The sequence below is a fragment of the Microvirga flocculans ATCC BAA-817 genome (assembly GCF_000518665.1).
GTDB lineage: Bacteria > Pseudomonadota > Alphaproteobacteria > Rhizobiales > Beijerinckiaceae > Microvirga > Microvirga flocculans.
On sequence record NZ_JAEA01000001.1, the window covers coordinates 329,561 to 348,460 of the forward strand.

Below are 18,900 nucleotides of genomic sequence, written 5' to 3' on the forward strand. Positions count from 1 at the left end.
AAAAGGAGCCGGAGCCGAAAAGGCGCTCCGTTCCGGTCAGAGCTGGACGACGGTCACGGAACCGACGCCCGAGATTCCGATGGCCTGCGCCGAGGCCTTCGAAAGGTCGATGACGCGGCCATGGGCATAGGGGCCGCGATCGTTGATGCGCACCACGACGGACTTGCCGGTGCGCTTGTTCACGACCCGCACGCGGGTGCCGAAGGGCAGGGTGCGATGGGCGGCTGTGAGGTCGTTCGTGTCGAAGGTTTCGCCGCTCGCCGTCTTGCGCCCGTGAAAGCCCGGGCCGTACCAGGAGGCGCGGCCGTTCTGAACGATCTTGCCGGGGGCCTGAACCGGCTCGGCCTGTGCTTCGGGTGTCGAGAAAATGGCCGATCCGACCATGAACAAACTGGCGATTGTAAGCAATACCTTGCGTTGATCCACGTTGCATTCCCTTGTCTGTTTTTGAAGAATGCGCAAAATGGAGGCTAATGAGGCAGGAATAAGACGCGATCCACGCTGCAAAGAGATCGCTATAGCCTCATGCCCTTACGATCATCATCATTAAACGATACGGATAACGTAGCAATTTGCAGGTATAGCCTCGGATCACGAGTCTATTGCCTGGGCCCGATCGTCCGTCTTGCAAGGGTCAGGCTCGATCCGCGCGGCGGGGTGGCAAGGCTGTGAGCCGGATCGCGAGAGCGAGCGCCGCCAGCAGCAGGCCCGTCACGAGGCCAGCCACGCCCGGCCAGCCTCCCTTCGTCCAGAACACGCCTCCCAAGGTGCCGATGGCGCTGGAGCCCAGGTAATAGCAGAAGAGGTAGAGCGCCGAAGCCTGCGCCTTCGCCGTCAGGGCCCGGCTGCCCACCCAGCTGCTGGCGATGGAATGCCCGCCGAAGAAGCCGAAGGTGACGGCGACGATGCCTGCCAGGATGAGGGCGAGGTTCTGGAAGAGGGTCAGCACCACGCCGATGAGCATGACGACGATCATGCTCCACAGAACCCGTCGGCGGCCGAGCCTTCCGGCGAGCTCTCCGATCCAGGCCGAGCTCAGGGTTCCGATCAGGTAGGCGGTGAAGATCGCGCCGATGGCCGTCTGGCTTAAGGAGTAGGGGGGCTCTGTCAGGCGGTAGCCGAGATAGTTGTAGAGCGTCACGAAACCGCCCATGAGAAGGAAGGCTTGTGCGAACAGCGCCCGAAGCCCCGGCTCCTTGAGATGCTTCCCGAACGAGCGCAGCAGCTCCGCCGGCCGGGCCGGGCGGGGGCTGAAATGGACGGAGGGCGGCAGGCCGCGCCAGGCGGAAAGGGCTGAGGCGAGCCCCACGGCTCCGATCAGGCCGATCGCCAGCCGCCAGGAACCGAGATCCGTGAGCGCGCCGCTGATCACCCGTCCCGCCATGCCGCCGACCGCGTTGCCGCCGATGAAGAGGCCCATGGCGAGTCCGATGGACGCCGGGTCCACCTCCTCGCTCACATAGGCCATGGCCACGGCGGGAAGGCCGCTCAGGGTGATCCCGATCAGCATGCGCGCCACGAGCAGGCTGGTCCAGTCGGGAGCCAGGGCGGAAAGGATGGTGAGAAGGGCCGAGGACAGAAGCGAGGCCACCATCACGGGCTTTCGCCCCCATACCTCGGATAGCGAGCCCGCCACCAGCATGGCCACGGCGAGAAGGCCGGTCGAGAGCGACAGGGAAAGGCTGCTGATCGCGGCGCTCACCTGGAACTCGCGCGAGAACTCCGGCAGAAGGGGCTGGACGCAATAGAGGATGGCGAAGGTCGAGAAGCCCGCGGCGAAGAGGGCCAGGTTCAGCCGCCAGAAGGCGGGCGTTCCCCTGACGAGTCGGCTCGGTCGCTCCGGCGTATCCTGATGCATGAATGACGTTCCGCGGACCTTCGATGATGAAAAGGCCTGTTTCCGGCCGATTCCCGATGACCGTCGGATTCGGCTACCCTATGCTCAAATCGCGAGTGTAGTGCGGAGCGCGATGTGATCCATTCGCATAAAGCATGGACTATGTGCCGTCTTTGCACTTCTCCGGGTGAGGAAACGGTATTTTATACGAGCCCGACTACCTCCAGAACTTCGGATCCTCAGGCTCGTTGCGTCCGCGCGCGAGCCTGTTTTTTGAGTCCATCATGACATCCTCCTCCGCTGACCGGACGAATGCGGCTCGGCCCGAGCCCTCCAGCCTGCCGGCGCCCTCCCAGCTGCGGGGGATCGTGTTGCTGATCGTCTCCACGATCGTGTTCGCGGTGGCGGACGTGATCACCAAGCGGCTCGCGTCCACGCTGCCGCCTCCGGAGGTGGCCTGGATGCGCTATGTCACCTTCGCGCTCGCGGTGGTTCCGGCCGCCCTGGCGAGAGGCGGGTCCAAGATCTTCCGCTCCCGGCGTCCGGGCCTGCAGGTGCTCAGGGGGCTCGGAATGGTCGGGTCGTCCCTCATCTTCATCGAGAGCCTGCCTTACCTGCCGGTCGCCGACGCCACGGCGATCTTCTTCGTCTCGCCCATCCTGATCATGGCGCTGTCGGTTCTCTTTCTGGGGGAGACGGTCGGCTGGCGGCGCTGGATGGCGGCGGCACTCGGCTTCATCGGCGTGATGATCGTCGTGCGTCCCGGCACCGGATCCTTCCAGGCGGCGGCCGTCCTGCCGCTCGTGTCGGCGGCGAGCTGGGCCGTGGGGGCGGTCGTGACGCGCAAGATCGCCGGGGACCAGGCGCTCACGACATTGGCCTATTCCTCCCTCGTCGGCGGGGGCGTGCTGACGCTCTTCCTTCCGTTCCAATGGGTGACGCCGGACCTGCCCGAGATCGGGCTCGGCCTGTGCATGGGCATTCTCTTCGCCATCGGCCATTGGCTCGTCGTCATGGCCTATCGCCATGGCAATGCGTCGATGATCGCGCCCTTCGCCTATGTCCAGCTCGTCTGGGCCGGTCTTCTCGGCTATGCGGTCTTCGGCTCCGTGCCGGATCCATGGACGGTTACGGGCGCGGGCATCATCGCCCTGAGCGGCCTCTACACGGCCTACCGCGAGCGCCTCCGCGCCCTGGAAAGGAAGTTCTCAGGCTGAAGCGCTCGAATGGACCACGCGCAGGCGCGGGCGGGCCGTGCGGCTGTAGAAATTGAGCTCGACGAACGCGTCGTCTGCCGTGCCTTCCACGAGCCGGTAGCCGAACTGCTCCACCAGCGCACGCACCTGGCCCAGGTTGTCCTTGGAGATGCGGCGGGTGAATTCCGTCAGATCCTGGCTCATCAGCGCCGCGACGATGCCGATCTCGACCCCCTGGTCGAAGTCGGCGCTGCGCGCCGGAAAGCGAAGCCGCATACCCTCGGCAAGATGGATGTGATGCATGGGATCCTGGTTGGTTCACACGTCGTTGTCGGGGTTATCGAGCCAAAGATCCTACCGGTTGCTTAAAGTGCGCGGTGGCGGCCCGGCTCGGCCTCAGGTGTGGTTAATCCTTCGTGCAAGAATGCCGCGCGGATCCTTGTCGGCAGCTTTGCATTGATCCTCGGCGGATCCTGTCTCCTGCCCGGTGGGCGGAGGCATGGCCTCCGTTCCCGGCGATTTCCGTGAGGTGCAGCATGAGGCAGCTTTTGATCGGGACCGCGTCGGCCGCAGCCCTGATGGGCACGGCGGCGCACGGGGCCGATGTCGGATATGTCACCCGCTCGCAGGCGGGCTGGGTTCAACCCGGCCACGCGATCGCGCGGCTGGCGGACGAAGGCATCGGCTATTCCGTCCTTCACGACACGCCAGACGTATTCCGCCGGGGTTATCGTGTGCACGTGACCTGTACCATCGACGAGACCTTCGTGCAGACCTATTGCCCCACCCCGGCCTATCTCGCTTCCTGCCCGCGGGCCCGGATCGCCTGCGCGGATGGGTCCGAGGAGGTTCACGCCCTGCGCCTGAAATACTGAAGTCTTGCGGCAGATCCAACCGCATCCCCTTGCCGGGGCTTGCTTTGCGAGCGTCGCAAGCAAGGTTTGAGCCGGCTGGCTGCCTTTCCGTCTTGAATTCGCCTTGAATGAGCATTACATGATCGTCATCGACATTTGGCCGGACATTCGGGCCGTTCCGCCTTGGCATGCCAGGCGCACGTTCAGACAACCTTACCAAACATCGACGAACCCGAGCGCGAGGCCGTGCTTTCGCACGCCTTTGGCTCACGTGCACTGATGCAGACCAACCAAGGATATTCCCATGATTACGGGCACCGTGAAATTCTACAACGACCAAAAGGGCTTCGGCTTCATTCAGCCTGACAACGGCGACAAGGACGTGTTCGTCCACGCCACCGCCCTTGAGCGCGCCGGCATCCGCGGCCTTCGCGAAGGCCAGAAGGTCACCTTCGACACGGCCGAAGACCGCCGCAGCGGCAAGGTCGCCGTCAACAACATCCAGGCGGCCTGAGCCCCTGTGTCAAAAAGGCGGCATGGCGCGCCATGCCGTCCGGCAAAGCCGCTCCTCGTGAGCGGCTTTTTTGTTTTCCGGACGCCGGGCGAGCCTTCGCCAAGGCAGGGACCGGCAATTCGGAATCGTTGGCGCTTACCTTCCAGCCCATGGCGTAATAAGAACGCCGGCGTTCAATGTGGATCGGGTTACCTTGCAAGAGACGATACGAAGCGGCGTCTATGGAACGCCACCGGCCGAACTGGCCGAAGCGCCGGAGGGAGCGATGCAGTTCTCCCCCCTGATCCCGGGCTCCGCGGCGCTCGAGGAGCAGCCGGAAGGGGCCTTGGACAGCCTGCTCGTGCTCGCGCCGCCCGGCACCGTGGAGCGGCGCTACACCACCGCGCTTGCCCTGCGGGCCCTCGGGCTGGGCGGGGCGCTGACCATCCTCGCGCCCAAGGACAAGGGCGGCTCCCGGCTCGCCAAGGAGCTGAAGGCGTTCGGCTGCGAGGTCAGCGAGACGTCCCGCCGCCATCATCGCATCTGCACCTGTGCGCGGCCGTCGAGCCCGGCCGGGCTCGACGAGGCGCTGGCCGAGGGCGGCCCCCGCCATGACGATGCCCTGGGCCTGTGGACCTGGCCCGGCGTGTTCAGCTGGAACCGCCTCGACCCGGGCAGCGCCCTCCTGGCGCAGAGCTTGCCGCCCCTGAGCGGCAAGGGCGCGGATTTCGGCTGCGGCATCGGCATTCTGTCCCGCGCCATTCTGGCCTCTCCGAAGGTCGAGCGCCTGGAGATGGTCGATATCGACCGCCGCACCGTTGCCATGGCCGCGCGCAACATCGACGACCCGCGGGCTGCGATCCGCTGGGCGGATATCCGCGGCGGCACCGGCCTCAAGGGCCTCGATTTCGTGGTGATGAACCCGCCGTTCCACGACGGCGGAGCGGAGGATCAGTCCCTGGGCCAGAGCTTCATCCGCCGCGCGGCGGAGGCCCTGCGGCCCGGCGGCGTTCTCTGGCTCGTCGCCAACCGTCACCTGCCCTACGAGGCCGTGCTGAAACCTCTTTTCAAGCGCGTGACGCCGAAGGTGGAGACCGGCGGCTACAAGATCTACGAGGCGATGCGATGAGCAAGGTCCCGACGCTGCGCCTCGACCGGCTGCTCGCCAATCTGGGCTACGGCTCCCGCCGCGAGGTGCAGGGGCTCGTCCATGCCGGCCTGGTGGTTCTGGACGGAGCGGTCATCGACGATCCCGACCGGCGGATCGCCGTGACCCGCGACCTCTCGGAGCGGATGCAGATTCAGGGCAAGCCGCTGGATCCGCCGCCGGGCCTCGTGCTGATGCTGCACAAGCCCCTCGGCGTGACCTGTTCGCACAAGGAGGCGGGGCCTCTGGTTTATTCCCTGCTCCCCGACCGCTGGCGGCGGCGCGACCCGGCTCTCTCGACCGTCGGGCGGCTCGACAAGGAGACCTCGGGACTCTTGCTGATGACCGATGACGGCGCCCTGCTGCACCGGATCATTTCGCCCCGCGCCAACATCTCCAAGCGCTACCGCGTGACCCTCGACCGGCCCCTGAGGGGCGACGAGGCGGAGATCTTCGCCGCCGGAACCCTGATGCTCGAAGGCGAGGACAAGCCGCTCCTGCCGGCCCGGATGGAGGTTATCTCGCCGACCGGCGCCCATCTCACGATCACGGAAGGGCGCTACCATCAGGTCCGGCGCATGTTCGCGGCCGTAGGCAACCACGTGACAGCCCTGCACCGCGACCGGATCGGCGCGCTGGACCTGCCGGCGGATCTGGAGCCGGGGGGATACCGGCTCTTGAGCGAGGCCGATCTCGCCCTGGTGCTCCCGCCTGGCAAAAGCACCTGACGGTGGATCCTATGGGCCAAGGCGCTCTGGCCGGAGGTTTCGTCGCCTCTTCGTCAGAGGTTGCCCTCAAGGCCGTAATCGGATAGGGAAGAGACCGGCCATTCGCCGCAAAGCACCCGTAGCTCAGCTGGATAGAGCGTTGCCCTCCGAAGGCAAAGGTCACACGTTCGAATCGTGTCGGGTGCGCCACTTTTAAGTCCTTGAAAGACTTACGATTGGCTCCAAAGGGTCCCTTCAGAAATCATCGGAAACACCCGTCTGTCACAGCATTTGTCACAACGCTGAGGCAGAGACACTTATGGCGACCTTCAGAAAGCGCGGCTCCTCTTGGCAGGTCCAAGTCAGGCGCGAAGGCCATCCTCCGCTATCCAAAAGCTTCCCCACGAAGTCTGAGGCTATGGCATGGGCGAGGGGTATCGAGACCCAAATTGACCGCGCGGAGCTTCCCCCAACCATCGGTGATCTACGAAAGCTCTCCGTAGAGGACCTCCTGTGCCGCTACGAACGGGAAGTCACACCTACAAAGCGAGGCGAAAAGTCCGAAAAATCCCGCATCGGGACCATAAGGAAACATGACATAGCCAAGGTGCGGCTTTGTGACCTCTCGGGGGCTGATGTGGCGAAGTATCGGAATGAGCGGCTCAAGATAGTGAAGGCTCCCACAGTACGGAGGGAGCTTGTGATCCTGAGGCACCTCTTCGAGGTGGCTCGCTTGGAGTGGAATGTTCCCCTAACCGCCAACCCCGTTGGCTCAGTCAAGATTCCCAAGGACTCAAAGCCGAGAGAGCGAAGGCTTGAGGCTGGCGAGGCTGAAAGACTCCTCAGCGCCATCGGAGAGCGCACGGCTTGGTATCTCCGTCCTCTCCTCCTGTTGGCCATCGAAACAGGGATGCGCCGGGGAGAGTTGCTGTCTGTGCAGTGGAAGGACGTGAACCTGACGGCTCGGACTATAAGGCTCCACAAGACCAAGAACGGGGAGCCTCGGGTGGTGCCTCTGACGCCTCAGGCCATCGATATTATCTCCTCCTTGAAGGAGCCAAGCTCTGATTTGCGGAACAGAACCACCGACTATCTCTTCCCGGTTAAAGCCAATGCGGTCAGGCTGGCTTGGGAGCGCCTCAGGACAAGAGCTGGCATTGAGGATTTACGGCTGCACGACCTGAGGCACGAGGCTGTCTCGCGGTTCTTTGAACTTGGCCTAACAACTCCTGAAGTAGCCCTCATCAGCGGCCATCGGGACCCTCGGATGCTCAATCGGTACACGCACCTAAAGCCTAAGCACGTAGCTGAGAAGCTTGCGAGGCTTACATCTGAGGCTTCGACCTGACACAGTGTCGTAGTTTAGCAATGATCTGGAATACTAATTCCCGCCATTCGGTAGCGGGCGAAACAGTCAGCCTGATCCCATCCGTCTGGCATTTTCTTCGCCAACCCGAGCTCGCTCAGTCTCCTATCCTCCTCAATGTGAACGACACAGCCGAGGACGTAGGTTCTGAGAATATGGCCTACGGTGTCTGGTTGTCCTGAGGAGGTTAGGAGTAGGTCTGAGACAACCCGGAGAGGGACAACATGCTCATAGGTAAGCTTCTTTGAATTACGTTCCGTGGATGCACGAGCGGAGCGCAATCGACGAGGATCGAACTTGCGATACTCCCTCTCCTCCCAGACTGTCATTATAGCTGGACGTAGGGTCCAGCGGATTGCTGAAAGGGAGCCGTCACCACCTTGGCGCCACAGAACCTTTGACGCTTCAATAAGCGCACATATGTACTCGATGCGCTGCTCCTCGGTAGCTGTTCCAGTAGGATTGGGACGGTGCTTCCGATTGTGTGGATTTTTGAACGCGGAGGATTGATCATCAAATGGATTCACGAGGGCCAGACCTTAATGCTTACCTGGTGTGCTTTCTAATCGCTCTCGGAGCACCGAAAGCAAGCGTTAACACGGCAACACTTACCCCATAGGAGAAAACTGCTCATGTCTGTTCGCGTTTGGATTGATGAGGAAGAGGTACTCAGGAAACCAAGTGGCCCATTGCAGGTGGACATTTCAGCCGGGTGGAGCAACCAATTCAATGAACACCAGTTGGAAGTCGCCTTCCGTGTTTACGGGAAAGAGCGATCAGTCGTGATCGGCGGTAATGATCTGGAGCGAGTGTTTCGGACACTTGCCGCCTATCCGTATTTTCGAAACTTCGTGCACCCCGAATACCTCGCGCAAATTGAGCGTCGTCATCAACAGGAATAACCCCCAGAAGGCGAGACCTTGCACGGCAATGCCCCAACAACGCGCGAAGGCTTTAGCCCCTTTTTGAAAGTGGGGTGGGTAGAATGTAGGAAAGCCAAAAGGCTGCGGAGGGACCCAAAAGGGGCCCACGCTCCTTACTGGCTGCAAGAGAAGCTCCCAAGCCGCAGGACGCCTCTGCTCTCTTAAGTGTCGTGAGTACCCATCGGATAGGACGGTGGTAGATGGGTAAGATCTACAACTCAGACATTAGGCAAGCCTCGCCAGCACCCGCGATACACCAGCCGGGGTCCAGACATTCCCGCCACGAGCCGTAGGGATGCCGCGCTCATTAAGGGCTTTGGCGATAGCGCCGAGGGACAAAACACCAGACGCTTTAAGCTCCTCAATAATAGGGGCAAGATCGGTAGCGCGTTCGGTGGCCTTATTGCCTCTCACGGCTGCACTAACCTGCCTGGCCGCATCATCCACTACAGAACCGCGATTGCCTCCTAACTTCACCCCACGAGCCTTAGCAGCCTTGAGAGCCGCTTTAGTTCTGGCGGAAATCATGCGGCGCTCCTCATCAGCGACCATTGCCATGATACCGACTGTGAGGCGGTTGGCGTGGGGCATATCAGCGGCAACGAAATCCACTCCTGCCTTCTCAAGCCCCAGGAGGAAGTGAGCATCACGAGATAGCCTATCGAGCTTCGCAATTACGAGCTTGGCTCCATAGAGACGGCAGGCTCGGAAGGCTTTAGCAAGTTCAGGACGGTCGCTGTGCTTGCCGCTCTCAACTTCCGTGAACTCGGCTGCGAGGGTCCAGTTCCCGCCATTGAGGAACTGTCTCACGGCTTCCTTCTGAGCCTCAAGGCCCAAGCCGGACGCCCCCTGCTTTGCGGTGCTGACGCGGTAATAAGCGATGTAGGTGCCTTCAGCCATTCGCGTATCAAAACTGTCTACGAACGTTGACACAAATGATAAAGAGTGGCTTGGCTCAAATCAAGGTCGCAGGTCACCAAGAAGGGTAAAGGTTTAGCAATTTTACCCATTTTGAACGGATTTATGTTAAAAACTGATAAACTTGATATAGATCCCCAAGCCTTGCAAAAGGCTTATGAGAAATTTATCTAATTTGACTAATTCGACGTTATAAATTGATAAACTGGATAAAAGCTCTAAATGGACCCTGTAAGAAACCCCTTTGCACCGGGAGCTGGGAACCCCCCGCCCGAGCTTGCCGGACGAGCCATTGTGCTCGACGATATGAGTACAGCTCTCCAAAGGATTGCTATCGGCAGACATGCGCAAAGCTCAATCTTGGTGGGTCTGCGGGGTGTGGGGAAAACTGTCCTTTTGGTCCGAATAAAGGACTTGGCTGAGGGGTTCGGCTACAGGACCCACTTTGTAGAGGCACACGAGGGTAAGACACTCCCCGAACTACTTACCCCTGGCCTCCGCTCAGTTCTCTTTTCATTGAGCACTATTGAAGGTGCCAAAGAGGCAGGTCGCAGAGGTCTCCGCGTTCTGAGAAGCTTTATCAGCGGCTTGAAGGTGACGGTTAACGATGTCGAGTTTGGCCTTGGGATCGATCCCGAACCGGGCAGTGCGGACAGTGGGGATATTGAAGCCGATCTCCCCAACCTCTTCGTCGCAGTTGGCCAAGCGGCAAAAGCGGCCCAGAAGCCTGTGGCAATCTTGGTCGATGAGTTACAATATCTCACTGAACAAGAGTTCAGCGCGTTAATTATGTCCGTCCACAAGGTAAGTCAGTCAAATCTGCCCGTTACAATTGTAGGTGCTGGCCTTCCCCAAATCCTTGGCCTCGCTGGTGAGTCTAAGTCTTATGCGGAAAGGCTATTCCGATATCCCAAGATCGGCGCTTTGGAGCAGAGCGATGCAAAAGACGCTATTCGCACACCTATCGAGGATGAGGGTGCACGCATAGACGAGGATGCATTGGATGCCATCCTCGACGTTACTGAGCGGTACCCCTACTTCCTTCAGCAATGGGGCTATGACGCTTGGAACATCGCCAGCGATGATGTGATCCGCCTCGTAGACGTCAAATCTGCAACCGAGGCATCAATCAAGGCGCTGGACGAAAGCTTCTTCCGGGTTCGCTTTGACAGATGTACGCCTGCGGAGAAGAGGTACATGCGTGCGCTGGCTGAGTTCGGGCCAGGATCGCACCGCTCCGGCGATATTGCTGACAAGCTTAACGTTAAAACAACCAGCGTTGGGCCTATCCGTGGGAAGCTCATAAAGAAGGGAATGATCTATTCGCCCCAGCACGGTGATACTGCATTCACAGTCCCCCTGTTTGACGCCTATATGCGACGCGTCATGCCGACCTTCACCTGACCATTTTTGTGACGCTTTAGGAGGAGGTGTCTCTTCCCTCCATAAGACTGCTGCTTCCTTAGGGAAGCACAGAACCTCTCTCCAAAGTCTCAGGACTTGTCCATGATGGGCAGGTCCTTTTTTATGTTGTCACATCAACAGAGACACAGCCAGAGGCGGACAAACCGTAGCGCGACACACTAACCGAAATTTGCACAGAGAGCGCCACCAAGCGCTTAGGATCACCTCAAGAGGCTCTCCATTCGGAGGGCCTTTTTTCATTTCGGAAAGGACAACACGAATGATTACACGACGCTTTAAAGAGCCAAGGGGGTTGGCTGAGAACACCCCGTTTTATGGCCTGTATGTACGGGTCACAGGCGAGAGTAGAGAGCTTCTTAAGAAGGCTCAGGAAATCGCAACGGAGCGATTAGGAGCCACGCCAAGTAATCCCATTCTGCTCGATGAACTTCTCAAGGCGTATTTGCGCGAAGCAGCCAAAGGCTGAGGCCACTCCGATTTTGTGCTCTCTAAAATCGGATTAAGTGCAAAAATATGCTTATCTTTCAAGCTGTTATGGGAGGGAACCTTAAAAAGAAGAGTGTTCTTTCTCTGGCTGTTCTCCCTGCCACAATCACAATAGGACGTTGAGAGATGATAACTGTAATCGACTCGATTATGGGCTCTGGAAAGACGAGCTTCATGATCGACTATATCAACCAAACCTACCGAGAGGCTCAGGGCTACTGCTTCAGTGATGATCCTCTTCAGCCCCCAAAGTTCATCTATGTCGCTCCACTCCTGTCAGAGGTGGACCGCATTAGTGAGGCATGTCCCGATCTTTATTTCCGTGACCCTCAACCCGTTCAGGGGCGAAAGCTCTATCACTTAGGCACCCTTGTGGAGCAGGGGGCGAATATCTGCACCACTCATGCACTCTTTCGGTCCATCACGAAGGAAATTTGCCAGAAGATTAGGGAGCAGAATTATACCCTCATTATCGATGAGGCCCTTGAGTGCGTATCGATTTTTGATGAGCTGACAGCTTCAGATAAGAATCTCCTCTTCCGCGATAACCTGATCTATGTGGAAGAGGGCACCAATCGAGTTAGGTGGAACCACAAGGACAACGAGAACTACTCAGGTAAATTCAACCACATCCGTGATCTTTGCGACAATGGCAACCTCGTCCATTACCGCGATACGGTGATGCTGTGGGAGTTTCCTACTGAGTTCATCCAATCGTTCGCTGAGGTGTTCGTTCTGACTTACCTCTTTGAGGGCTCTCCAATGTCCGCCTACCTGCGGGCAGAGGGCTTAGAGTACGAGGTACGGACAATCAAAGAAGGTGGGCTCGCGCCTTGGGACGGCAGCCATGAGAAGGTCAGAAAGGACGAGCTTAAGAAGCTCATCCACATCTATGAGGGCCCTCTCAACAGGTGTGGTGAGTCAGGAGTCCGCTCCAATCCGTTCTCTGCTACCTGGCTGAAGAACAGGTCTCCCGAGTTCCTCCGAGGCATCAAAGCGACAACCGAGTACTTCTTCAGATCGGTGGCTCGAACGGTGTCTATGGACAATGCGTGGACCACCTATTCGGAAGCGAAGCGGCACCTTGCGGGTGAGCGCTACACTCGGGGCTTTATCCCCTGCAACGCGAAGGCCACAAATGACTATCGTCACAAGAAGTCCCTCGCGTACCTCTGTAACGTGTTCTACAACCCTTACATCAAGGGCTACTTCGCAGATCGCTGCATAGAGGTCGATGAGGATGCTTTTGCTCTGTCTGAGATGATCCAGTGGATTTGGCGAAGCCAGATCAGGGACGACAAACCCATCACCGTGTTCATTCCATCGGAACGCATGAGAAGCCTTCTCATTGCGTGGCTTAACGACTCTGAGGATTCTCAGTGTGGAGAGACTCACTTGGCGGCTTGATAAGTCCTTGATCTGCATGAGAACATAGCAGGAACTCTGGAGTATTGCGGCGGTGGAGCAACCTTTCAACAAGGCCATCGCCTTCTAACCAGAGGCAGAGGGAAGAGCGCTTTAGGACTCTTGGGGACAACCGTTGGTTCCTGAGGGCAACTCTATAGCGCCTTCCTCTCTCCTGATTATGGTCAGTGTCAGTTGTAGCTTGAGCAGAACGTAATGGATCAGAGGAATCCCCTCACTCAAGGCAGGTCAGAGGAAACCCAAAAGCAGCCTCGTGGCTGGCCTATTGTCCTCGATTGGCTGCGCTCTCCACCCCACACGTTCGCTGCTCCAGCTTCAGCGGGCCTAATGATTCTCAGCTTTCTATTCCTGATCCTCAGCATTGTAGCTGTACTGAGGTTGGGTTGGGGACTGGTGTATGGGAGCAACCAAGACGCTCTTGAGGCTTCAAGAGTGTTCCTACCCTTGGCTGCGGCTGCTGTGGGCCTCCCGCTCATCATTTGGCGGCTTGTGATCCTTAACAGGCAAACGAGGACGGCCGAGGAGAAGACACAGATTGACCGTGAGACGCACTACACCTCGATTTTCTCAAAGAGTGTAGAGCACTTAGGGGCCACGAGAGAGCATAAGGAAACCTCAGAGAGTCGGGGCAAGTCAGAGCCGATATCCCGTACCGTTCCAAATATTGAGATGAGATTAGGAGGGCTGCACTCACTGGCGAGATTGGCGGAGGAGAGTACCAGAGACTCTTTGAAAATCCAGAAAATGCTCTCTTCATATGTCCGTGAAAACTCGTGGTATCTGCGAAATGGAACACGATATGCATCTCAACCCGATGGTAAATACCCTTTCTTTTCGAAGTGGATGTTTCTCAACGCGCAAAGCACTGACGAAGAAAAAGCGGATAAATACTTGAACGAATGGCGCGACAGGGTTGATTCCAAATATGATAGCTTTACGGAATGGGCGGGAACATTGCCCGAAACGAGGGTGGATGTTGCAGAAGCCGTCTCAAATCTAATTGCTTTGGTAACCTCACAACAAATCATGACGGAGCTTTATGAGAGCTTGTTTGTCGAACAAGCTTTTCTTAGTCGCCGATTTAAGAAATTTCGCTTTAGAAGGTGCGTCTTTGTCAAATGCACTTTTCAATTGTCAGACAGCGACTTCAATCGTCTTGAGGATTGTGTGCTTGTAGATTGCACATTCTATATCAACGACAACAGAATTTATTTTAGGAGTTGCGATTTTTATGGCGGAAGCATAAATGATGCGAGTGGAGGGAAAATATACTTCAACGCAGTGAATCTGGTTAAGCTTACGAGCTATGCAACTCAGAGTAATACTACGCTTGAGTTGCTTCACTCGACACTTAAGGATTTTAGATTTTTCGGTGACAACATAACTTTAACTGCAAAGAATAGTTCCTTGATAGATTGCAATTTCGACAAAGCAGGATTTACCGCCGAATCAACTATTGAGAGGTCCAATTTTATTGCAACATCGTTCAAAGAGGCTGACTTATCGGCCCTCACGAACATCGCGGCGGCGACCCTTGACGAGATGATTGCTTCTCCGGCGACTCTTCATCCTGGAGGAACAAGACCCTCCTCATGGCCTCCTTATGATCCTGACTACGTTGACGATGACATACCGTTTTGAGATGCGGAGTCTGTCACAGCCTGTGTCACACCATATCTCACAGTCCCACGATTTTGAGGCTTGTCCTACTGGACTCTTGAAGCCCACAAGGGCGCTTGAACTGAGCCTGAGGCTGTTCTAATTGTAAGGCGTGGCCGATGGGTTTTTCATCGGTTTCTGAAGGGATTAGGCGGATTCGTCTGCCTTTTGGTCAACACCCGTAGCTCAGCTGGATAGAGCGTGAAGGGCACCCTGAAAGGGTGTCCGACCTTGCCCTCCGAAGGCAAAGGTCACACGTTCGAATCGTGTCGGGTGCGCCATGTTCTAAGTCGCGAGCAGACTTGGAAGATGGCTCGCAGGAACTCCCCTTGAGAAATCGTCGGCAAGACCGCCCCCGCAGCCCGGGTTGTGTTGGCGCGCGATGCCCGTGTCGATCCGCAGGGCTTCATCCGTGTTCGCCCGGCGCGGCGCGCTATGATCTGGATCAAAGCACCCCCGGTTCGATTGGCGAAGAATGGCTCCCGTAACAAGGAGCAACGCAGTGACCAAGGATCTCAAGCTTCCCCATGACGGACTGGTTCTCGTCAGCGATGGTCGGAAGGCCCTGTTCATCAAGAACAAGGGGGATGATCTCTATCCCAACCTCCAGGTGGAGCGCGTTCTCGAGGCTCCGGACAACCTTCCTACGCGCCAGCAGGGAACGGATAAGCAGGGACAATCCTCCACCGCCATGGGTCAGCGCAGCGCCATCGAGCAGACGGACTGGCACGAACTGGCGGAGCGGAAATTCGCAGGCGAAGTGGCCGAGGCCGTCAATGCCGCCTGCTTCAACGGAGGCGTGAAGCATCTCATCGTGGCGGCGCCGCCGCGAACCCTGGCCGAGCTGCGCAACCGCTTTTCGGATCATGTGAAGCAGAAAATCCTCGCCGAGGTGAACAAGGACCTGACGAAGCATCCGGTCTACGAGATCGAGCAGCACCTGATGACGCGCGCCTGAACGCAGAGCCGGTATGGCAGGGTTGCGCTGCGGTTGTCGACGGCCTCGACATTCTTGTGTAAAGCGCAGCCCATTGCGCCCAGCCGGGGCGCTCAAGAGGAAATGCGAGACGTGTCAGACGGAGCCCGTGTCCTGGACCCTGTTCTGAAGGGCAAGATCATGTCGGCCGAAGAGGCCGCCGCCCTCATTCCATCCGGCATCAATGTCGGCATGAGCGGGTTTACGGGGGCGGGTTACCCCAAAGCCGTCCCGCTCGCCCTGGCCCGGCGCATCGCGGCCGCTCATGAGCGGGGCGAGCCTTTCAAGATCGGCGTCTGGACAGGCGCCTCGACCGCGCCTGAACTCGACGGCGCCCTGGCGAAGGTCGACGGCATCGAGATGCGTCTGCCCTACCAGTCGGATCCGACCTGCCGCGAGCGCATCAATGCCGGACAGATGGACTATATCGACATTCACCTGTCGCATGTGGCCCAGTTCGTCTGGTTCGGCTTCCTCGGGCATCTCCATGTTGCCGTCGTCGAGGTGGCTGCGGTGCTCGAAGGGGGCCGCCTCCTGCCCTCCACGTCGGTGGGCAACAACAAGACCTGGCTCGACCAGGCGGACAAGATCATCATCGAGGTCAACCGGCATCCGAGCCTCGGCCTCGAGGGCATGCACGACGTCTATTACGGAACCAGGCTTCCGCCGCATCGCCAGCCGATTCCGCTGACCCATCCGAGCGACCGGATCGGCACGCCCTACCTGGAATGCGACCCGTCGAAGATCATCGCGATCGTCGAGACCGACCAGCCGGACCGGAACACCGTCTTCACGCCCCCGGACGAGAATTCCCGGCTCATCGCGGGCCATATCATCGAGTTCCTGACGCACGAGGTGAAGAAGGGGCGGCTGCCCGAGAACCTTCTGCCCCTGCAATCGGGCGTGGGCAACGTGGCGAATGCCGTCTTCGCCGGGCTGAAGGAGAGCCCGTTCGAGAACCTCACCGCCTATACGGAGGTGCTGCAGGACGGCATGCTCGATCTCGTCGCTTGCGGCAAGCTGAGCTTCGCGTCCGCGACGGCCCTGTCCCTCAGCCACGAAGCCGCCGCGACCTTCAATGCGAAGATCGACGACTTCCGCAAGAAGATCGTCCTGCGTCCGCAGGAAATCAGCAATCATCCGGAGATCATCCGGCGGCTCGGAATCATCGCCATGAACGGCATGATCGAGGCCGATATCTACGGCAACGTGAACTCCACCCATATCATGGGATCGAGCATCATGAACGGCATCGGCGGCTCGGGCGATTTCGCCCGTAACGCCTATCTCTCGTTCTTCATGACGCCGTCCCAGGCCAAGGGCGGGGCGATCTCCTGCATCGTTCCGATGGTGTCGCACGTGGACCATACGGAGCACGACGTGCAAGTGATCGTGACGGAGCAGGGGCTTGCGGATCTGCGCGGGCTCGCGCCGAAGCAGCGTGCGAAGCTCGTCATCGAGAAATGCGCGCATCCGCATTTCCGGCCCGCGCTCGAGGATTATTACCGGAGAGCGCTGAGGGAGAGCCCCGGACGGCATACGCCGCATCTGCTCGACGAGGCGCTGAGCTGGCACAGCCGCTACCTCAAGACCGGGATGATGTAAGAAAAAAGGACCCCGCTTCGGGGTCCTTTTCATGTCTGCGCCGTGCTCTTTAGAGCATCGTGCGGACCCAGCGGGCCGCGCCAGCGAAAAGTGGACCCGGTTTTCCGCCCGAACGATGCTCTCACTCAAGAAGAAAGCATCGGATTCAATCCCAAAAGTGCAGCTCCACTTTTGGGTTCGATGCTTTATCCCAGCATCCATGCGTGATCGGGATCGTTGTGGAATTTCCAGACCCGCTTGGGGCCCGCCATCACGTTGAGATAGTAAAGCTCGTAGCCGTGCGGCGCGCCGACGGGGTGATAGCCCTTCGGCACCAGCACCACGTCGCCATTCGCCGCCGCCAGCGTTTCGTCAAGGGAGCGGTCGTCCGTGTAGACCCGCTGGAGGGCGAAGCCCGTGGGCGGATTGAGGCGGTGGTAATAGGTCTCCTCCAGCAGCGACTCGTGGGGCAGCATGTCCCGGTCGTGCTTGTGGGGCGGATAGCTCGACCAGTGGCCGGACGGTGTGATGACCTCGACCACGAGCAGGCTCTCCGCCGGTTCCGTCTCCGGCAGGATGTTGCGCACATGGCGCGTATTCGTGCCCTTGCCGCGGGTCTCCTGGCCCACCTGGTCGGGACGGATCACGCGCGGGGGCAGCCTGCCCTTGGCGGGCGCGGTGCAGACGGCGATCTCGCAATCCGTCTCCGCTTTCAGCGACCATTCCGAACGGGCCGGCGCGTAGAGCGACCACGGATCCGGCTCGAAGGGCGAGGAACGCCCGCCGATCGTGCCGAAATCCTGGCCTCCTGCACCCACATGCGCCTTGCCTGAGAGCATGACGATGCAGGCTTCCCGATCTCCCGTCGCCTGTTTCAGGCTCTGCCCGCTTTTGAGCCGATAGACCTCGAATCCCACATAGGTCCATCCGGCGCTTTCCGGCGTGATGGCATGGATGCGCCCGCTCTCATCGGGCTTCGACGGCTTGACGAGAAGCTTCGACATCGGCAGCACTCCTTATCGCAGGCCTGCTTCCTTCAAGAAGCGGGTGAGATTGGCATAGCCCATCTTGGCATAGGTCAGCGGGTGGGCCTTCTTCGGGTCCTGCTCCGCCTCGATCACCACCCAGCCGCTATAGCCCGGCAGCTCCTTGAACACGGAGACGAAATCCACCATGCCGTCGCCGGGCACCGTGTAAACGCCTTCGATGACGGAATCGAGGAAGCTCCAGTTCTGTGCGCGCGACTTCTCCATCACGGCCCTGCGCACGTCCTTCGTGTGCACGTGGCTGATGCGGCTGCGGTAGCGGCGGGCCAGCGCCGCCGGATCCGCGCCGCCCCAGGTGGCATGGCCGGTGTCGAGCAGGAGGTGCACGGCTTCGCCCGTGGCGCTCATGAAGGCGTCGATATCGGCCTCCGATTCCACGATGGTGCCCATGTGGTGGTGGTAAACGAGGCGCACGCCTTCCTGCAGCGTGCGCTCGGCGACCTGCGTCATGCGGCGGCCGAACTCGGCCCAGTCGCCGGCCTTCATCACGGGGCGCTGCGACAGGGGCTTGGTGCGGTCGCCGTGAATGGCGTTCGAGGTCTCGGCGAAGACCAGCACTGTAGAGCCCATGCTTTTGAGCAGGTCGAGATGCGGGCGCAGCGCCTTCATCTCCGCCTCGGCATCGCGCTTCAGAAGCTCGGCTGAGTACCAGCCGGAGACGCAGGCGAGCCCGAAGGGCGCGAGTGCCTTCTTCAGGGCTTCCGGCTCGCGCGGGAACTTGTTGCCGAGCTCCATGCCTTCGAAGCCCGCCTCCTTGGCCTCGGCGAGGCATACTTCCAGCGGCGTCTCGCCGCCGAGTTCCGGCATGTCGTCGTTGGACCAGCCGATGGGGTTCGCCCCGATGCGGATCGTCATGTT

Annotated in this window: 19 protein-coding genes and 1 tRNA gene; 14 read left to right on the top strand and 6 right to left on the bottom strand. The window is 59.4% G+C overall.

What is annotated here, in order from left to right; all coding sequences use genetic code 11:
• Nucleotides 1-36: 36 nt before the first annotated feature.
• Together L879_RS0101650 and L879_RS0101655 are read right to left on the bottom strand one after the other, a co-directional pair.
• Nucleotides 37-384: a septal ring lytic transglycosylase RlpA family protein gene (locus L879_RS0101650; protein WP_051434961.1), complete on the bottom strand. Its 348-nt coding sequence runs from the start codon at nt 382-384 to the stop codon at nt 37-39.
• A gap of 250 nt (nt 385-634) precedes the next feature.
• Nucleotides 635-1,858 carry an MFS transporter gene (locus tag L879_RS0101655; RefSeq protein WP_027314584.1) on the bottom strand — a complete coding sequence of 408 codons (1,224 nt, stop codon included), beginning with the start codon at nt 1,856-1,858 and terminating at the stop codon, nt 635-637.
• Between the two features lie 263 nt (nt 1,859-2,121).
• On the opposite strand from L879_RS0101655, the gene L879_RS0101660 reads away from it, so the two are divergent.
• Nucleotides 2,122-3,054, top strand: a complete 933-nt coding sequence (locus L879_RS0101660) for a DMT family transporter (protein ID WP_035458345.1) — start codon at nt 2,122-2,124, stop codon at nt 3,052-3,054.
• Here L879_RS0101660 and L879_RS0101665 read toward each other — a convergent pair.
• Nucleotides 3,046-3,336: a hypothetical protein gene (locus L879_RS0101665; protein ID WP_027314586.1), complete on the bottom strand. Its 291-nt coding sequence runs from the start codon at nt 3,334-3,336 to the stop codon at nt 3,046-3,048. The two genes, L879_RS0101660 and L879_RS0101665, sit on opposite strands and share 9 nt — an antisense overlap.
• Nucleotides 3,337-3,569: 233 nt before the next feature.
• Between L879_RS0101665 and L879_RS0101670 the strand changes: the two genes are divergently transcribed.
• From L879_RS0101670 to L879_RS0101700, 7 genes are all read left to right on the top strand, one after another.
• Nucleotides 3,570-3,908 (top strand): hypothetical protein, encoded by a 339-nt coding sequence (locus L879_RS0101670; RefSeq protein ID WP_154664044.1) that lies wholly within the window; start codon nt 3,570-3,572, stop codon nt 3,906-3,908.
• A gap of 283 nt (nt 3,909-4,191) precedes the next feature.
• On the top strand, nt 4,192-4,401 hold the full coding sequence (locus L879_RS0101675) for a cold-shock protein (RefSeq protein ID WP_027314588.1): 210 nt from the start codon (nt 4,192-4,194) through the stop codon (nt 4,399-4,401).
• A 265-nt stretch (nt 4,402-4,666) separates the two neighbouring features.
• Complete coding sequence (locus L879_RS0101680; protein WP_084020609.1) at nt 4,667-5,509, top strand: class I SAM-dependent methyltransferase; 843 nt, start codon at nt 4,667-4,669, stop codon at nt 5,507-5,509.
• Complete coding sequence (locus L879_RS0101685) at nt 5,506-6,255, top strand: pseudouridine synthase (protein WP_027314590.1); 750 nt, start codon at nt 5,506-5,508, stop codon at nt 6,253-6,255. The genes L879_RS0101680 and L879_RS0101685 overlap by 4 nt, the downstream gene beginning before the upstream one ends.
• Nucleotides 6,256-6,367: 112 nt before the next feature.
• Nucleotides 6,368-6,444, top strand: a tRNA-Arg gene (locus L879_RS0101690).
• Nucleotides 6,445-6,553: 109 nt separating this feature from the next.
• Nucleotides 6,554-7,582, top strand: coding sequence for a tyrosine-type recombinase/integrase (locus L879_RS0101695; protein ID WP_027314591.1), 1,029 nt, complete (start codon nt 6,554-6,556; stop codon nt 7,580-7,582).
• Nucleotides 7,583-8,232: 650 nt separating this feature from the next.
• The gene (locus L879_RS0101700; RefSeq protein WP_027314592.1) at nt 8,233-8,502 is read left to right on the top strand and encodes a hypothetical protein; all 270 of its coding nucleotides are present in this window, start codon (nt 8,233-8,235) and stop codon (nt 8,500-8,502) included.
• Nucleotides 8,503-8,748: 246 nt separating this feature from the next.
• Here the strand turns inward: L879_RS0101700 and L879_RS0101705 are convergent, their stop codons facing one another.
• Nucleotides 8,749-9,423 (bottom strand): recombinase family protein, encoded by a 675-nt coding sequence (locus tag L879_RS0101705; RefSeq protein ID WP_027314593.1) that lies wholly within the window; start codon nt 9,421-9,423, stop codon nt 8,749-8,751.
• 240 nt (nt 9,424-9,663) lie between these two features.
• On the opposite strand from L879_RS0101705, the gene L879_RS0101710 reads away from it, so the two are divergent.
• The 6 genes from L879_RS0101710 (at nt 9,664) to scpC (ending at nt 17,017) form a co-directional block, all read left to right on the top strand.
• Complete coding sequence (locus tag L879_RS0101710) at nt 9,664-10,845, top strand: DUF8462 domain-containing protein (RefSeq protein ID WP_027314594.1); 1,182 nt, start codon at nt 9,664-9,666, stop codon at nt 10,843-10,845.
• 313 nt (nt 10,846-11,158) lie between these two features.
• A complete protein-coding gene (locus tag L879_RS23460) occupies nt 11,159-11,332 on the top strand; it encodes a hypothetical protein (protein WP_161634619.1) in 174 nt (57 codons plus the stop codon).
• A gap of 194 nt (nt 11,333-11,526) precedes the next feature.
• Complete coding sequence (locus tag L879_RS20075; RefSeq protein ID WP_154664046.1) at nt 11,527-12,759, top strand: YonV family putative phage-derived protein; 1,233 nt, start codon at nt 11,527-11,529, stop codon at nt 12,757-12,759.
• Nucleotides 12,760-13,104: 345 nt separating this feature from the next.
• The gene (locus L879_RS0101720; RefSeq protein WP_027314595.1) at nt 13,105-14,418 is read left to right on the top strand and encodes a pentapeptide repeat-containing protein; all 1,314 of its coding nucleotides are present in this window, start codon (nt 13,105-13,107) and stop codon (nt 14,416-14,418) included.
• 520 nt (nt 14,419-14,938) lie between these two features.
• The gene (locus tag L879_RS0101725) at nt 14,939-15,394 is read left to right on the top strand and encodes a baeRF12 domain-containing protein (RefSeq protein WP_027314596.1); all 456 of its coding nucleotides are present in this window, start codon (nt 14,939-14,941) and stop codon (nt 15,392-15,394) included.
• A gap of 111 nt (nt 15,395-15,505) precedes the next feature.
• Nucleotides 15,506-17,017 carry a succinyl-CoA:acetate CoA-transferase ScpC gene (gene scpC / locus L879_RS0101730; protein ID WP_027314597.1) on the top strand — a complete coding sequence of 504 codons (1,512 nt, stop codon included), beginning with the start codon at nt 15,506-15,508 and terminating at the stop codon, nt 17,015-17,017.
• 185 nt (nt 17,018-17,202) lie between these two features.
• Here the strand turns inward: scpC and iolB are convergent, their stop codons facing one another.
• Together iolB and iolE are read right to left on the bottom strand one after the other, a co-directional pair.
• Nucleotides 17,203-18,000 (bottom strand): 5-deoxy-glucuronate isomerase, encoded by a 798-nt coding sequence (gene iolB, locus L879_RS0101735; RefSeq protein WP_027314598.1) that lies wholly within the window; start codon nt 17,998-18,000, stop codon nt 17,203-17,205.
• Nucleotides 18,001-18,012: 12 nt separating this feature from the next.
• On the bottom strand, nt 18,013-18,897 hold the full coding sequence (iolE, locus tag L879_RS0101740; protein WP_027314599.1) for a myo-inosose-2 dehydratase: 885 nt from the start codon (nt 18,895-18,897) through the stop codon (nt 18,013-18,015).
• Between the last annotated feature and the right edge of the window lie 3 nt (nt 18,898-18,900).

Coding starts and splice junctions, on each gene's coding strand:
- L879_RS0101650 (WP_051434961.1), bottom strand. CDS start 384: ATGGTCGGATCGGCCATTTTCTCGACACCCGAAGCACAGGCCGAGCCG.
- L879_RS0101655 (WP_027314584.1), bottom strand. CDS start 1,858: ATGCATCAGGATACGCCGGAGCGACCGAGCCGACTCGTCAGGGGAACG.
- L879_RS0101660 (WP_035458345.1), top strand. CDS start 2,122: ATGACATCCTCCTCCGCTGACCGGACGAATGCGGCTCGGCCCGAGCCC.
- L879_RS0101665 (WP_027314586.1), bottom strand. CDS start 3,336: ATGCATCACATCCATCTTGCCGAGGGTATGCGGCTTCGCTTTCCGGCG.
- L879_RS0101670 (WP_154664044.1), top strand. CDS start 3,570: ATGAGGCAGCTTTTGATCGGGACCGCGTCGGCCGCAGCCCTGATGGGC.
- L879_RS0101675 (WP_027314588.1), top strand. CDS start 4,192: ATGATTACGGGCACCGTGAAATTCTACAACGACCAAAAGGGCTTCGGC.
- L879_RS0101680 (WP_084020609.1), top strand. CDS start 4,667: ATGCAGTTCTCCCCCCTGATCCCGGGCTCCGCGGCGCTCGAGGAGCAG.
- L879_RS0101685 (WP_027314590.1), top strand. CDS start 5,506: ATGAGCAAGGTCCCGACGCTGCGCCTCGACCGGCTGCTCGCCAATCTG.
- L879_RS0101695 (WP_027314591.1), top strand. CDS start 6,554: ATGGCGACCTTCAGAAAGCGCGGCTCCTCTTGGCAGGTCCAAGTCAGG.
- L879_RS0101700 (WP_027314592.1), top strand. CDS start 8,233: ATGTCTGTTCGCGTTTGGATTGATGAGGAAGAGGTACTCAGGAAACCA.
- L879_RS0101705 (WP_027314593.1), bottom strand. CDS start 9,423: ATGGCTGAAGGCACCTACATCGCTTATTACCGCGTCAGCACCGCAAAG.
- L879_RS0101710 (WP_027314594.1), top strand. CDS start 9,664: ATGGACCCTGTAAGAAACCCCTTTGCACCGGGAGCTGGGAACCCCCCG.
- L879_RS20075 (WP_154664046.1), top strand. CDS start 11,527: ATGATCGACTATATCAACCAAACCTACCGAGAGGCTCAGGGCTACTGC.
- L879_RS0101720 (WP_027314595.1), top strand. CDS start 13,105: ATGATTCTCAGCTTTCTATTCCTGATCCTCAGCATTGTAGCTGTACTG.
- iolB (WP_027314598.1), bottom strand. CDS start 18,000: ATGTCGAAGCTTCTCGTCAAGCCGTCGAAGCCCGATGAGAGCGGGCGC.
- iolE (WP_027314599.1), bottom strand. CDS start 18,897: ATGACGATCCGCATCGGGGCGAACCCCATCGGCTGGTCCAACGACGAC.